Below are 13,687 nucleotides of genomic sequence, written 5' to 3'. Positions count from 1 at the left end.
GAGTGAGATCTATTTGAGCATAGGCCAGGTGTCGGAAAGCCTGTAGCCGCCGGGGAAAGGGTCGGAGGGATCGAGCATAAGTTGAGAGGTGCCGCTAATCCAGGCACGGCCGCTGATCGATGGGATGATGGCCTTATTCCCGGCGATTTCCGTTTCCCTGACGATCCTGCCGACGAAGCGTGTGCCGATGATCGAGATGCCCGTCAGACTGTCGCCTTCCTTCAATTGGCCGCGTGCGTGAAGCAGCGCCATGCGTGCCGAGACGGCAGTACCGGTCGGAGAGCGGTCGATCTTGCCGGGCTGGATGGCAACGACGGATTTCGCGGTAAGCTGGCCGTCCTCATGGTAGGTCTTGCCGGCAAAAAGGCAGAAGGAGATGTGGTTCCAGCCGGTATCTTCCGGATGTGAAAAGCCCAGCTGCCGGTTTGCCTCGTTGGTGATCCTGATGCCGGTTTCGGCGATCAGCCGGGCATTTTCGGGGATGAGATCGATGCCGATCTCGTCGGGATCGATGACAACAAAACTGTCGCCGCCATAGGCGGTATCGACCGTGATGGTTCCTAGGCCCGGGACATCGAGCGATGCGCCGAGCTTCTGGGCAAAGCTCTTGACGTTGGTGACGGTGATCCGCTCGGCCTTGCCGTTCCTGCATTCGGCCTCGACCTCGACCAATCCTGCCGGTGCTTCCAGCACCATTTTCGTCACCGGTTCGGTCATCGGGATGATGCCGCTGTCGAGAAGGACGGTTGCGACGCAGATGGAGTTCGATCCGGACATAGGCGGCGTGTCTTCCGGCTCCATGATGATCCAGCCCATCTGGGCTTTCGGGTTCTTTGGCGGCACGAGAAGGTTGACGTGGCGGAAGACGCCGCCGCGCGGTTCGTTGAGAACGAAATTCCGCAAGGTCTGGTCTTTCGCGATAAAGCGCGACTGTTCCCAGATCGTATCGCCCGGAGGCGGTGCGACACCACCGACGATGACATCACCGACTTCGCCTTCCGCATGACAGGTGACGATGTGGATGATCCTGGATGAACGCATTGCTTTGTCCTTGGGGAAGTAGGGTCGCTTTTTCAGAAAAGCCAAAATGGAAGGCGTTGGCTTTCCGCATTCGAAAATATGCTAGCCAGCAACGGCTGTCGCGACAATATGTGGAGGATATGCATGAGCCGCTTCGTGGTGATTTCCGGATGTTCCGGCGGAGGCAAGTCGACGCTTCTTGGAGAACTCGGTGCTCGTGGATTTTCCGTGGTCGAGGAGCCGGGACGGCGGATCGTCAGGCAGGAGATGCAAGGCGAGGGGAGAGCGCTGCCCTGGGTGGATCTCGCCGCCTTTGCGCGGCTGGCGATCGATATGGCGGTTGCCGACAGGCAGGTTGCTGCCGGGAATACAGGCTGGACGTTCTTCGATCGCGGGCTGATCGATGCCGCCGTCGCATTGGAACAGATGACTGGGGAGCCTATGGTCGAGCGATTGAATGAGATCCATCCGTATCATCCGACCGTTTTCATGACACCGCCGTGGCCGGAAATCTATGAAGGGGACGCCGAGCGGCTGCATTCGCTTGATGATGCGGTCGCGGAATATGAACGCCTTGCCGCAGCCTATCCGAAACTCGGCTATGAGGTGATGGTCCTGCCGAAGGTCTCTGTCGTCGAGCGTGCCGATTTCGTCCTTTCCGCTCTCGGTTGAGCGGTGCTATTTCTTCTTCGGGTTGAAGTCGATGATCAGCGATTTGAGTTCGACTTCCCGGACGCGATATGCGGCTTCACTGGGTGAAAGCCAGACAATCTCACGCTGGCCACGTTCCTTGAAGTTCTTCTCGACCTCCGCCACTTCCACCTGAAAAACGTCGACCACACAGGGCGCAACATCGCCATTGTCCAGCCATTTGAGATAGGTGTAGCGGCCGATCGGCTTCTTTCGCGCTCGCCCTCGCACACCTGCTTCTTGCCAGGCTTCGATCTCTGCTGCCTCATGCGGCTGTTTCTTCTTCATCGGCCAGCCCTTGGGAATTACCCAACGGCCGCTGTCCCGCGAGGTGATGACAAGGATCTCGATGGCGTCGTCATCACCCGTCCAGCGAAAGCAGAGCGCACCGTATTGCTGGCGAAATCCGCTGAAAAGCTTCTCCGGCATCTGTGCAAGTTGCTGCAACAGTGTCCTCGGCTTCGGGTTCTGTTTGGTGTTTTGCGACTTCTTGTCTTTGGTGACAGGTTTCATGCCCGTTTAAATGCCGATTTTTGCGGTTGATTCCAGCCGTCCGATGGCTTTTATGACAGTTTTGTGACGGCCCTGATGTCGGTGCCGCAGCAGGGATTGTTGTCATGATGAGTATTTTCCGGAAGTTGATGCCGCGCGAAGACAAGTTCTTCGACATGTTTTCCGAACATTCGAAGACTGTCGTGGAGGCTGCCGAAGCGCTGGGCGAGCTTCTCAACGGGAAAGATGTAGAGGCGAATTGCGAGCGTATCGTGACACTCGAGGATCGCGCCGATGACATTACGCGCGACGTGCTGCTCGCCGTCCGGCGCAGCTTCATCACGCCTTTCGATCGTGGTGACATCAAGGATCTGATCCAGTCGATGGATGATGCGATCGACATGATGCACAAGACGGTGAAAACCATTCGGCTGTTCGAACAGTCGAGCTTCGATCCGTTGATGCGGCAGATGGGCGAAGAGGTTGTCAAGGCGGCGCATCTCGTCGCGGAAGCCATTCCGCTGCTCGACAAGCTCGGCGCCAATGCGCAGCGCCTCAGCGCGATTGCCGAAGAGGTGATGCGTGTCGAGGGTCGCTCCGACGATCTGCATGACCAGGGTCTCAAGGATCTCTTCCAGCGGCACGGCGCTTCCGGCGATGCAATGGCCTATATGATCGGCAGCGAGATCTATGGCGAACTCGAAAAGGTTGTCGACCGCTTCGAGGATGTTGCCAATGAAATCAGCGGTATCGTGATCGAGAACGTCTGATGGACCTGACACTCGCCTTTCCGCTGCTGGTCGGATTGATCGGTATTGCGCTGTTTTTCGATTTTCTCAACGGTCTGCATGACGCGGCAAACTCGATCGCGACGATCGTTTCGACTCGTGTTCTGAAGCCGCAATATGCGGTGGCCTGGGCCGCCTTTTTCAATTTCATTGCCTTCATGTTCTTCGGGCTGCATGTGGCCGAAACGCTTGGAACCGGTATTATCGATCCGGGCATCGTCTCGCCTGCGGTAATCTTTGCCGCGCTGATGGGGGCGATCATCTGGAATATCGTCACCTGGATATTTGGGATCCCGTCCAGTTCTTCGCATGCACTGGTCGGCGGTCTGATTGGCGCCGGGCTTGCAAAGGTGGGGATTTCGTCGATCGTCTGGGGTGGCTTCCTGAAAACTGCGGGTGCGATCTTCCTGTCGCCGGCGATCGGGTTTTTCCTGGCGCTGGTGCTTGTTCTTGCCGTGTCGTGGATTTTCGTGCGCCAGACGCCGTTTGCGGTCGACCGGACTTTTCGCATCATGCAGTTCGTTTCTGCCTCGCTCTACTCGCTCGGCCATGGCGGCAATGATGCGCAGAAGACGATGGGTATCATCGCGGTGCTGCTGTTCAGCCAGGGTTATCTCGGGTCGGAGTTCTATGTGCCGTTCTGGGTTGTCATCACCTGCCAGTCGGCCATGGCGCTCGGCACACTGTTCGGCGGCTGGCGGATCGTTCATACGATGGGATCGAAGATCACGCGACTTAATCCCATGCAGGGGTTTTGCGCCGAGACGGGCGGTGCGTTGACGCTGTTCGGCGCGACATGGCTCGGCATTCCAGTTTCGACCACCCACACGATCACCGGCGCGATCGTCGGTGTCGGGGCGGCTCGGCGCGTATCTGCGGTACGCTGGGGGCTTGCCGGCAATATCGTGATTGCCTGGATCGTTACCATGCCGGCTGCCGCCCTGATCTCCTATCTGACCTATCAGATCGTGGCTTTGTTCGCTTAAACCTCGCGAGGCGATCGCAAATATCTGTGGTTATCCGGCGGCCTGTCTTTCGCTTGCCGCCGGAGGGTAAGAAAACGCCAGCCATGGCCAAGCTCTATTTCCACTACGCGACGATGAACGCCGGCAAGTCGACGATGCTCTTGCAGGCCTCCTACAATTATCGGGAACGCGGCATGCGCACGGTGATCTTCATCGCTGCGCTGGATGAGCGCGCAGGTAAGGGCAAGGTCGCTTCACGCATTGGGCTTTCTTCCGAAGCTATTCCCTTCGGCCAGAGCGATGATCTTTTTACGGCCATCGCGGACATGCACACGCAGGAACCGATTGCCTGCGTTTTCGTCGACGAGGCCCAGTTTCTTTCGGCAGAGCAGGTATGGCAGTTGGCGCGGGTCTCGGACCGGGTCGGTATTCCCGTCATGGCCTATGGTTTGCGCACCGATTTTCAGGGCAAGCTGTTTCCCGGATCGTATGAATTGCTGGCGATTGCCGACGAGTTGCGGGAAGTGCGAACCATTTGCCATTGCGGCCGCAAGGCGACCATGGTCGTCAGGGTCGATGAGGCGGGTGAGGTGATCCGCGAGGGCGCTCAGGTCGAGGTGGGCGGCAACGAGAAATACGTTTCACTTTGCCGTCGGCATTGGGAAGAAAAGATGCGCTGCGATTAAGCCCTCGGCGCTAGCCCCCTAAAAAAACGGGGAGGCTTCTTTCTATTGACCAATGTCAAAGCGCCAAAGTCCTGCAGCGGTAAAACGCACTCATCGCGGTCGTGCCGCGAACCCTCGCAGGAGAATTCGATGATCAGAACGATACTGAAGACCGCCACACTGGCTGCTGGCGCAGTTCTGCTGGCCTTGCCGGCACTGTCCGCCGAAATCGAAATCAAGATGCTCAACAAGGGCTCTGACGGTCAGGCAATGGTATTCGAACCGGCTGCCGTGAAGGCCGCTCCGGGTGATACGATCAAGTTTGTCTCTGTCGACAAGGGGCACGATGCGGCTTCCATGCCTGGTCTGGTTCCGGAAGGTGTGGCCGATATCAAGGGCAAGATCAGCCAGGATCTGGTTGTGACCGTCGATCAGGCCGGGGCCTATGTCTTCAAGTGCACGCCACATTTCGGCATGGGCATGATTGCGCTCGTTGTCGTCGGTGACGCGCCATCCAACATTGACGCGGTCAAGGCTGCCAAGATGCCGAAGAAGGCAAAGGAACGCCTCGACGCCGAGATTGCAAAGCTCGGTCTCTGAGCTTGCCACTTTTCAAACCAGAACTTTTTATCACCTAAGCATTATCCTTTTTATCACCTAGTTATTATTGCAGGGCCGCTGTCGTCAAAATGCGCAGCGGCCCTATTTCTTTCTCCGGGCAGGGAGGAAGAGATGAAGGCAGAGAGTTCCGCACGTTTCGAGGATACGGTGGCCGAGATCCGCGCCGGTCTGAACGCGATCATTGAAGCCGGCACGGATTTGCTGGCCGTGATCCCTGGGCCTGTGGGCACGCCGCGGTCTCTCCAAGGCAACGCTTTTGACGAACTCGCCGCGCGGCGCTTGGCATTGCTTATGCGGCAGAAGAGCGTCTATCCCGAACTTGCAGCACATGTGGCAGGGATCGGCGCTGCCATCGACGAGCAGCGGGTAGTTTTCAACGACAGGGAAAACCCGCTGGCGAGTGACCTGTTTCTCGGTTTGTTTTCCAGAAAAGCAATGCGCCGCCGGATCGAAAGGCGAGCTGCGAGAGCCGGTGGGGTCGAGCGGTTGCGGACGATCCTTGGCAGGGCGGACAGGCTGGTGGGGTTGATCGAAACCCATCGGCAGGCTGTGATCGGCCAGCGTATATCGGCTGAAGATGCGCTGGCCATGCTTGCGCAATCCGAGGAGGGCAAAGTAACAAGAGTGCTTGCGGATCATGATGGCGGGGGTGACGGCGCGAGCGGACACAATCAGGCTTTCGAAAGCATGATTGGGCTGGTCGATCCGGTTTCGCGTGCCTTTAATAGCGGGGTGCGCGATCTGAACCTGCTTTTGCAGAAACTTGGCTTCGATATCGAGAACCTTCTCGATCTCTATTCGGTCCTCCTTTCCTTCGATGGCGAAAGGGAGGCGCATAGCCTTTCGCCTGATGCCTATCCGCATCTTTCCAGGCCGGTCTGGCGCCTTGGAAACGACCTTTTGCCGGGGGCGCGGCTCGAGCGCAGCCGGCAGAGGACCGATATCGCCTTTGCCAAACGTTTCGAGGATGCGTGAAATATCGGCTGTGAAGCCTTCCGAAACGGGAGTGCGACGTTATCCCTTTCGAATTTGTTCCAGTCCTGTCCATGGCAAGTGTTGTACTCAATGGATCGGCATCATATGTCAGCGATGACCGATCGGCTTCCAGGAGGACTAGATGCGCGACCAGATCACCGGATTCTTCAAAGGCGTGGCTGCTGCCATTGGGCGTGGCGTCCGGATATTGGTTGCGTGGTTGATTTGGCCGCTGATGGCGGCGCATGGCTGGTATCGGGGACGCCGTCTCTGGGTGAAGGGGCCGCTTGCGATCGTCGCAGTGTTGCTTGTTGCCTTATACGGTTATTTCATCTGGCAGACGCAGGTCTGGCGCGGCTTCGATCCGAATTTCGTCGACAGCTATCGATGGACCGAGCGTAACATGCCTGCCGGTCAGGAGTTGCCTGTGCCCGGTGTTGCGGCTCAAGCTCAGGCGCAGACTGCCGGCGCCTCCGCTGTAGCTGCCGCCAAGCAATGCCAGACATCCGCTATCGCCGATGCGGCGGCCGATCTCACCGACATGAACGTCAACCAGAATGCATGGATATCCTCCATGCTTCTTTATCGTCTCGGCTTTTTCGGGATGGACTGGGACCATACGCCTTTCCTCGATAACAAGGCTTCGTTCCAGCGCGGCGTGAACCAGGCGGTACGCCGTACCTCGGTGGAGCTGGTCGATACGCTGGCGCGGATGCGGGGAACTTCCGGCGTCAATACCAATCTTCAAGATGCGCGCAGCAATCTGCAGTTCGATGAATATTCCTGGTATTTCGGATTGAGCCCGTTTGGCCCGAAGACGCCGACGCCGAGCTATTATCGGGCGGCGATCAACAGCCTGCATAAGTTCAACACCGAGCTGGGCAACTGCTCGGCGACATTCGACAGCCGCGCCGACAATCTGGTCCAGTTCATCGATCGTGTCGCGAACGATCTCGGCGGCACGTCTGCCATCCTTCGCGAGCGCTCTGAGAATTATAATGGCGGCTGGTTCGACACACGGGCGGATGATCGCTTCTGGTTCGCCTATGGGCAGATTTACGGCTACTATGCAATCCTGTCTGCTGCCGGCGCTGATTTCTCGCAGGTCATTCGCGAGCGTAATCTCGCTCCGCTGTGGACCGACATGCTGAAACAGATGCAGGCCGCGCTGCGCATCCAGCCCGCCATCATTTCAAACGGTGCCGAAGATGGCTGGATCATGCCGACCCATCTTGCGGTGATGGGCTTCTATACCCTACGGGTCCGCTCCAATCTGGTGGAGATCCGGCTGGTGCTCGACCGCTAAAGCTCGTCGCGATCTTCCAGTTCCGCTTTCCATGGTTTAGCTCATTGCTGTTACCGCATGTCTTTATCCCGAAAGCGGTGGCCGCTTTCGGAAAATATGAGGTAAAGCAAGTTGGTCAGCCCTTGAGCAGGTCTTCATCGGGAATGAAACCGATCGTCGTACTTGCCTGTGGGAAGAGTTCGTATGTCATGCCGATGACGTCACCCTGTCCTGCATCGTCTGCGCGGAATTTTCCGACGCTGCGAACGAACTTGAAGCTCGTGGGGCCTGTCTTTACCCGATAGAGATTGTGGAATGTCAGCTGCGAGGCGCTTGCGCGCTCGAAGGTTTCCATGATCACCGTCAGGTCATCCGGATGGATGGCCGCGCTGAGCCTGACAAGATCAAGTGGTCCGTCGCAATGGGGAATCCCGAAAATCTGGCAGTATTCGAGCGTGCCGAATAGATGGCCGCTGTCGACGTTGAAGCGCCAGAAGCCGCAGAGGCGAAACGAGCCGACAAGTTCAAGGACTTCCCTATCGCTCAAGCCGACAAGCTGGTGGTGGGCCTCGTAAGGTTTGCGCGAATGCTCGATCCAGGATGCCAATTTCAGTTTTTCTCCAGCCGGGGCTGCTTTGATCTATGCAATAAGCCTAAGTCTGAGAGCCTTCGCTACAAGCTGGGTGCGATTGACACAATCGAGTTTTTTAATGGCGTTGGTCATGTAGGCGTTTACCGTGTGATCGGACAAGGTGAGTATTTGGCCGATCTCGACCGAGGTCTTGCCCTGAGCTGTCCAGCGCACCACTTCGAGCTCGCGAACTGTGAGAGGAGAGGGCGTTGCCTTGCGCTCGTTGCGCCTGATCTTTTCGAACATGTCGAACGAATGCAGGGTGATCATGCCGATCTCGTTGAGCTCGACCTGGGTGAGGCGAGGGCGGGCGCCATCGAAGCGCATGATGAAGCGCTCGCCTTCAAGCGAATGAAGTGTCATTGCGACACTGGTGATCAGTCCGTAGCGCCGCTGAAGGTCTTCGATAGCGCTATCGACAGGGAAGGGACGAGATTGAAGTGGGTCCCCTATCGACCAGCAGAACGGTAGCTTCGACTGGATAATGATATCTGCAAGAGCGCATTTTTCGAGCAGGCGCCTGCGATCAAATTCCGCGAAATACGGCTCAGGAATGCTGCTTTGCACAACCATACGGTTAAGCAGCTTTTCGTCGGGATTATTCAGCGACAGCAACGTGACGTGCTGCAAGCTGAATTCATGCGTAACCCGCCGCAAGGCCAAGAATAGACCTTCCTGCGAATGGGCCGCAGATATCTCGCTGCTCAGCACCGACTGCCGTTCGTGAGTTATCATCAGTTTTTCGGGTTCACGGGAGCTATGTTATTGTTAATAAATATACTACTTACGTTTAATAGCTAGCGGAAAGTTGTCGAAATTCCACCAGTTAACAACTTTTATGACATGTGGTCATGTTATTTATTTGATTTCAGTCACTTATGGGCAAATGCCACGCATGGGGAAATAAGCTCGCATCCGCTTTTCTTGACGTAAAGCCGGAAAGCTGCACTTCGCCGAGTGTTTCTGAAGCGATGACTTGCTGCAATGCATCGAGCATCCTGCATGAGGTGTGGCAGGTTACCAGGCAAGAGGTCGATGCAGCGAAGGGATCAATGCGGTCCCGCGTCAATTCTAGCCACCCGCGGAAGCAATCGCGTTGATCGCCTCCGGGATCGTCAGCGTGGAGTAGACCCGATTTCTTCCATTTGCCTTTGCCAGATAAAGAAGCTGGTCGGCTGCATTGAGCTGGTTCTCAAAGGTTTCATCCGGCTCGAATTCGACGACGCCGATGGATATTGTCGCTGATATCGAACGGTTACCGACCTTGATCACACGCTCTTCGATCCTTTTGCGCAGTTCTTCGCAGAAGGAGTGTGCCTGAAACGCGTCGAGCTGGCTCAGGCATATGGCGAATTCCTCGCCGCCGATGCGGGCAGGCATGTGCTTTGCCGGAATGCACATGTCAGCCATGACGAGCGAAATCGCCTGCAAGACGGCGTCGCCGGCATCATGGCCGTAAGTATCGTTCACCAGCTTGAAATGGTCGATATCGAGAAGTGCGATAGACCCTTGCATCGCTTCCTTTCCCCGCTGGCGCATGGTTGCGAAGAAATGACGCCGGTTTGCAAGGCCGGTCAGGTAATCCTGTTCCGCCAGCCGGCGGAGATGCGTGAGCTGTGCCAGGGTCTCCACATTGTTATCTATTCGGCATTTGAGTTCTTCATGGACGAATGGCCGATAGATGAAATCCGAGGCCCCGGCTTTCAGGAAGCTTGCAGACAGAAGCCGGTCTGACGAGGACGAAATGCCGATAATGCGCAGCTGTTCAGAATTGCGGCTCTGGCGGATGCGGCGCGTCAGCTCATAGCCATCCATATCGGCCATATGGTGGTCGGTGATGACGAGATCGATCGTTTCGTCATTCGTCAGAATTTCAAGTGCCTGCCGCCCTGAACGGGCTTCCAGAACGCGGAAATTCTGGCGATTGAGAATTTCGACAAGTTCCGAGCGAGCGGCGCGGGCGTCGTCAACAACGAGTATCTTGTGAGCGCTGTTTGCGAGGATGCGGCTGACGGTCTGGACGACCTTGTCTACCGTTTTTGTGCCGTCCTTGACGATATAGTCAACGATCTTTTTCCTGGTGCAGCGCTCCCTCGTGTCCGCGTCGAACATCGCCGTGAACACGATTGTTGGGATTTCCTCTTGCAGCAACATGTCGAGGATTTCGCCATTGGGGGCATCGGGAAGGTTGAGGCCTGTCAGGGCAAGCAGGAACGTGCCTTCGACGATGTTTTTGCGGGCCGCCGAGAGGGAGCCGCAACGTGTGACGGTTGCGCCTGTTTCCTCTTCCAGTCGTTGGGTGAGCAAGGTCGAGAGTGCGACGGAATCCTCGACGAGAAGTATCCTTTCACCCTGCTTCAATCGCAGCCCGTTGATGGACAGCAAATTCTCGCGGCCAACCGTCATGTCTTTCTCCAGTGCAGTCTATGCATCGGATAAGCGACATGGATTACGAATCAATTATTCAGTTCGAGACTTTGCTCCTGCGGCGGTACTTCTGCCCGTGGCGAATGGCCGCGAAAGTACATTAAAGATGCGCTTCGTGCTTGCCTTCATTCTTGTCGGCCTTGGTGGCGGCCATGATCCGTTCCAGCCAGCCGAGCATTACGGCGCGACGATCGAGGATGCTACCTTGATCTTGAGGCTGCCGGCATCAAGCTTACCGAGGAAGGAAACGTCCGCTTCCGCCTCGTCGAAGCGGCTGACGAAGTTCTCGTAACCCGAAATCATCACCATGACGATAAGGCTTGCGACGAGCGCTGCGTCGATCAGGCCGAGCATGGCGAGGATCATTTCGGCTTCGCCAAGCGTGAAGACGTTCTGGGCGACCTTCCAGAACTTGAAGGCGAAGGAAAGCGCATAGACTGCCAGCGCGGCGACCAGGCCCATGTAAAAGACGACCAGCAGCCAGCGGCTTGAGAGGATGATCTTCTCGACCAGCAGTTCCAGCGATTTCATCAAGTGCTCTCCGGCTTAATCAGGGGTGCTTCACATAATAGGCCAGAGGTAGTTCCGGCAAGACCGGAGACGCTATGCTTTGTTGCATTTTAATCACTTGGAGTGGATCACAGAAACATGATTCATCGAGTCATGTTTTAATAATTGACAACAAGAGTCATGTTTTCTAATGGCATGAATAAGGCAGCATTCTGCCGCCCGCCACATTTTTGACAGATTTCGAATTGGTCCGCCGTTTCCATCGTGCTTTTGCGCGAGGGGTGATGACGTGCGGCCATATAAAGGGATAGCTATGGCCAGTCGGCGTCTTCGATCGATCCTTACCACCTGCACCGCTCTCGCGCTGCTATCTCTTGCTGCAGAAGCATCGGCGCAGCAGGCCGAGCAGAGCGGAACGGCCCTTGAACCCATTGTCCTGAAAGGGAAAAGGGTAGCCAAGGCAGGTGATGCTGAGAACACTCCCACAGCTACGGAAACGACCGAAGCCCAGCTTGAGAAGAAGCAGGTTCAGTCTATCGCCGATCTTGGCCGATCGATCGATCCGGGCGTGAACTTCAATCGGGCAACCAATTCGGTAAATATCCGAGGCCTTGAAGGAAATCGCGTCACGACCTTGGTCGATGGCATTCCGCTCAGCTATCTGCGGGACAACGCCCGAGAAACCAGTGGCGGGGCTGACAGTGTAGACTTCTTCTCTCTAGCCACCGTCAATGTCGTTAAGGGGGCAGATAGCAGCCGGATCGGTGATGGTGCGCTTGGCGGAGCGCTTCTGTTCAGGACGCTTGAACCAGACGATCTTATCAGCGAAGGCAAGGATTGGGGCGGCAAGGTCGGGACTGGTTTCGACAGCGCGGATGACAGCTGGTATGGGGGGGCCGCAATCGCAAAGCGGATCGAGAACACTTCGATCATGTTCCTCGGATCCTACAAAAAGGGTCACGAACTGGACAACCGTGGCAGTGTCGGTGGTTATGGCTCTGATCGGACCAAGAGAAATCCCGCCGACTACGACCAGTACAACATGCTGTTCAAGCTGCGTCAGGATGTTGAGGGAGGTCATCGCTTCGGTCTTACGGCGGAACGGTTCCGCTTCGACAAGGATATCGATCTGAAGCAGGCGCAGGTACCGGGCACAAACTATCGTCCCGAAGGCAAGCATACGTCCGGTGAAGAGAACGAACGCACACGCGTGTCTCTCGATTACGAATATGAGGCACCGAGCACGGACAGTTTGATCGACGACGCCAAAGCGACGCTCTATTGGCAGAGGCAGGAGCGGGTGGACAGCCAGGACTCGATCCGCTTCGGCAGCCTGGCCGGTCCGTTCATACGAAACAATGAAATCTCCGAGGCTGGCTTCGGTTTCAACGGTTTCTTCGACAGCGGTTTTGAGGTCGGGTCGGTCAACCACACACTCACGCTCGGGACGAGCATGTTCTTCTCCAAGGCTGAGCAGTATTCCGCCGGGGTAGATTCGTGCACGCCTTTCACTTCTTTGTTTCCGCCTTGCAGCATGCTGCACACCAACCAGTCGGATATGCCTGACGTCGATAGCTCGAAGGTAAGTGTTTACGCACAAGACCGGATGGTGTTCGGCGATAGCGGGTTCTCGTTGACGCCTGGTATCCGTTTCGACTGGTACGACCACTCTCCGAAAGACACGCCCGCTTATCTGAGCAATCCTGCAACGCCGGTGCTTCCCAACGGTTCGAGCGACAGCGCGTTCTCGCCCAAAATCCTCGCGGAGTATCAACTTAACAAGGACGTTACCCTGTTCGGTCAATGGGCGATGGGCTTCCGTTCCCCGACTTCCAACGAAATGTACCTGACCTACGGCGGTGTCGGCAGCTATCTTTCGATCGGCAACCCGGACCTCGAACCTGAAACCAGCAACGGATTCGAAGTTGGCGCACGCCTTGGCGACGACGAGTTCGGAGGTTCGGTGAACCTGTTCTACAATCGCTACCGAAACTTTATCGATAGCCGATCCTACTCGAGCGACGAAATCACTGCTGCCGGATATAATCCCGCTGACTTCCCGTTCGGCGTCACCGGTTACCAGAATATTGCCCGCGCGAAGATCTACGGAGCAGAATTCAGCGTCCACAAGAGCTTCGTAAATGGTTTCAACACTCGCGCTGGCCTGGCCTTTACGCGTGGTGTCAACATGGAAACGGACCAGTATCTCAACTCGGTTGCGCCGCTCAAGGCCATCGTCGGCATTGGCTATGCAACCGAGACCTGGGGCGTGGATGCCTTGTGGACCGGGGTAAAGGGCGTCTCAGACAAGTCCACGGCAAGTTTCAAGGCTCCGGGTTACGGTCTGGTCGACCTTACAGCATGGTGGGAGCCGGAGCAGGTCAAGGGCCTGAGCATCCGCGCCGGTATCTATAACGTCTTTGACCGCAAATACTGGGATGCGCTCAACACCAAGGATGCCAACGTCACGGCTGGAGCGGAAGACTACTTCACCGAGCCGGGCCGTTCGTTCAAAATCTCTCTGACCCAGCGGTTCTGAACACAGTTCCTTTAAATGCCTCCAGTCGAGGGCGGTGCGAGTGATCGTATCGCCCTTTTTCTTTTGGATCGGCGGTGGA

General features: G+C 56.6%; 13 protein-coding genes and 1 pseudogene. 8 read left to right on the top strand and 6 right to left on the bottom strand.

What is annotated here, in order from left to right:
• Positions 1-9: 9 nt before the first annotated feature.
• Positions 10-1,041: a trans-3-hydroxy-L-proline dehydratase gene (locus HNQ72_RS04450; protein WP_183989886.1), complete on the bottom strand. Its 1,032-nt coding sequence runs from the start codon at positions 1,039-1,041 to the stop codon at positions 10-12.
• A gap of 123 nt (positions 1,042-1,164) precedes the next feature.
• Between HNQ72_RS04450 and HNQ72_RS04445 the strand changes: the two genes are divergently transcribed.
• Positions 1,165-1,692, top strand: coding sequence for an AAA family ATPase (locus HNQ72_RS04445; protein WP_183989884.1), 528 nt, complete (start codon positions 1,165-1,167; stop codon positions 1,690-1,692).
• Positions 1,693-1,698: 6 nt separating this feature from the next.
• Here HNQ72_RS04445 and HNQ72_RS04440 read toward each other — a convergent pair whose 3' ends face one another.
• A complete protein-coding gene (locus HNQ72_RS04440) occupies positions 1,699-2,223 on the bottom strand; it encodes an NUDIX hydrolase (protein WP_183989882.1) in 525 nt (174 codons plus the stop codon).
• A gap of 104 nt (positions 2,224-2,327) precedes the next feature.
• Between HNQ72_RS04440 and HNQ72_RS04435 the strand changes: the two genes are divergently transcribed.
• From HNQ72_RS04435 to HNQ72_RS04410, 6 genes are all read left to right on the top strand, one after another.
• Positions 2,328-2,972, top strand: a complete 645-nt coding sequence (locus HNQ72_RS04435; protein ID WP_183989880.1) for a DUF47 domain-containing protein — start codon at positions 2,328-2,330, stop codon at positions 2,970-2,972.
• A complete protein-coding gene (locus HNQ72_RS04430; protein WP_183989878.1) occupies positions 2,972-3,976 on the top strand; it encodes an inorganic phosphate transporter in 1,005 nt (334 codons plus the stop codon). The genes HNQ72_RS04435 and HNQ72_RS04430 overlap by 1 nt, the downstream gene beginning before the upstream one ends.
• Positions 3,977-4,059: 83 nt before the next feature.
• The gene (locus HNQ72_RS04425; RefSeq protein ID WP_183989876.1) at positions 4,060-4,641 is read left to right on the top strand and encodes a thymidine kinase; all 582 of its coding nucleotides are present in this window, start codon (positions 4,060-4,062) and stop codon (positions 4,639-4,641) included.
• A 129-nt stretch (positions 4,642-4,770) separates the two neighbouring features.
• Positions 4,771-5,220: a pseudoazurin gene (locus tag HNQ72_RS04420; protein WP_148145644.1), complete on the top strand. Its 450-nt coding sequence runs from the start codon at positions 4,771-4,773 to the stop codon at positions 5,218-5,220.
• 132 nt (positions 5,221-5,352) lie between these two features.
• Positions 5,353-6,216 (top strand): hypothetical protein, encoded by an 864-nt coding sequence (locus tag HNQ72_RS04415; RefSeq protein ID WP_183989874.1) that lies wholly within the window; start codon positions 5,353-5,355, stop codon positions 6,214-6,216.
• A gap of 142 nt (positions 6,217-6,358) precedes the next feature.
• The gene (locus HNQ72_RS04410; protein ID WP_183989872.1) at positions 6,359-7,522 is read left to right on the top strand and encodes a DUF2333 family protein; all 1,164 of its coding nucleotides are present in this window, start codon (positions 6,359-6,361) and stop codon (positions 7,520-7,522) included.
• A 115-nt stretch (positions 7,523-7,637) separates the two neighbouring features.
• On the opposite strand, the gene HNQ72_RS04405 is transcribed toward HNQ72_RS04410, so the two are convergent.
• The 4 genes and pseudogenes from HNQ72_RS04405 to HNQ72_RS04390 form a co-directional block, all read right to left on the bottom strand.
• Positions 7,638-8,108 (bottom strand): PAS domain-containing protein, encoded by a 471-nt coding sequence (locus HNQ72_RS04405; RefSeq protein ID WP_183989870.1) that lies wholly within the window; start codon positions 8,106-8,108, stop codon positions 7,638-7,640.
• Positions 8,109-8,141: 33 nt separating this feature from the next.
• Positions 8,142-8,867 carry a helix-turn-helix transcriptional regulator gene (locus tag HNQ72_RS04400; protein ID WP_183989868.1) on the bottom strand — a complete coding sequence of 242 codons (726 nt, stop codon included), beginning with the start codon at positions 8,865-8,867 and terminating at the stop codon, positions 8,142-8,144.
• Between the two features lie 336 nt (positions 8,868-9,203).
• Positions 9,204-10,538: a GGDEF domain-containing response regulator gene (locus tag HNQ72_RS04395; RefSeq protein ID WP_183989866.1), complete on the bottom strand. Its 1,335-nt coding sequence runs from the start codon at positions 10,536-10,538 to the stop codon at positions 9,204-9,206.
• Positions 10,539-10,742: 204 nt separating this feature from the next.
• A pseudogene (locus HNQ72_RS04390) lies at positions 10,743-11,090 on the bottom strand (YqhA family protein); the annotation flags it as partial.
• Between the two features lie 292 nt (positions 11,091-11,382).
• Here HNQ72_RS04390 and HNQ72_RS04385 point away from each other — a divergent pair.
• Positions 11,383-13,608: a TonB-dependent hemoglobin/transferrin/lactoferrin family receptor gene (locus HNQ72_RS04385; RefSeq protein WP_183989862.1), complete on the top strand. Its 2,226-nt coding sequence runs from the start codon at positions 11,383-11,385 to the stop codon at positions 13,606-13,608.
• Positions 13,609-13,687: the final 79 nt, after the last annotated feature.

The organism is Aliirhizobium wenxiniae (assembly GCF_014201355.1).
Lineage (GTDB): Bacteria > Pseudomonadota > Alphaproteobacteria > Rhizobiales > Rhizobiaceae > Neorhizobium > Neorhizobium wenxiniae.
The sequence above is the reverse complement of the archived record's forward strand: the minus strand, read 5'-3'. Positions and strand labels throughout refer to the sequence as shown.

Excerpts from the sequence above, each read along its gene's own strand:
- HNQ72_RS04450 (WP_183989886.1), bottom strand. The coding sequence starts at position 1,041 with ATGCGTTCATCCAGGATCATCCACATCGTCACCTGTCATGCGGAAGGC.
- HNQ72_RS04445 (WP_183989884.1), top strand. The coding sequence starts at position 1,165 with ATGAGCCGCTTCGTGGTGATTTCCGGATGTTCCGGCGGAGGCAAGTCG.
- HNQ72_RS04440 (WP_183989882.1), bottom strand. The coding sequence starts at position 2,223 with ATGAAACCTGTCACCAAAGACAAGAAGTCGCAAAACACCAAACAGAAC.
- HNQ72_RS04435 (WP_183989880.1), top strand. The coding sequence starts at position 2,328 with ATGATGAGTATTTTCCGGAAGTTGATGCCGCGCGAAGACAAGTTCTTC.
- HNQ72_RS04430 (WP_183989878.1), top strand. The coding sequence starts at position 2,972 with ATGGACCTGACACTCGCCTTTCCGCTGCTGGTCGGATTGATCGGTATT.
- HNQ72_RS04425 (WP_183989876.1), top strand. The coding sequence starts at position 4,060 with ATGGCCAAGCTCTATTTCCACTACGCGACGATGAACGCCGGCAAGTCG.
- HNQ72_RS04420 (WP_148145644.1), top strand. The coding sequence starts at position 4,771 with ATGATCAGAACGATACTGAAGACCGCCACACTGGCTGCTGGCGCAGTT.
- HNQ72_RS04415 (WP_183989874.1), top strand. The coding sequence starts at position 5,353 with ATGAAGGCAGAGAGTTCCGCACGTTTCGAGGATACGGTGGCCGAGATC.
- HNQ72_RS04410 (WP_183989872.1), top strand. The coding sequence starts at position 6,359 with ATGCGCGACCAGATCACCGGATTCTTCAAAGGCGTGGCTGCTGCCATT.
- HNQ72_RS04400 (WP_183989868.1), bottom strand. The coding sequence starts at position 8,867 with ATGATAACTCACGAACGGCAGTCGGTGCTGAGCAGCGAGATATCTGCG.
- HNQ72_RS04395 (WP_183989866.1), bottom strand. The coding sequence starts at position 10,538 with ATGACGGTTGGCCGCGAGAATTTGCTGTCCATCAACGGGCTGCGATTG.
- HNQ72_RS04385 (WP_183989862.1), top strand. The coding sequence starts at position 11,383 with ATGGCCAGTCGGCGTCTTCGATCGATCCTTACCACCTGCACCGCTCTC.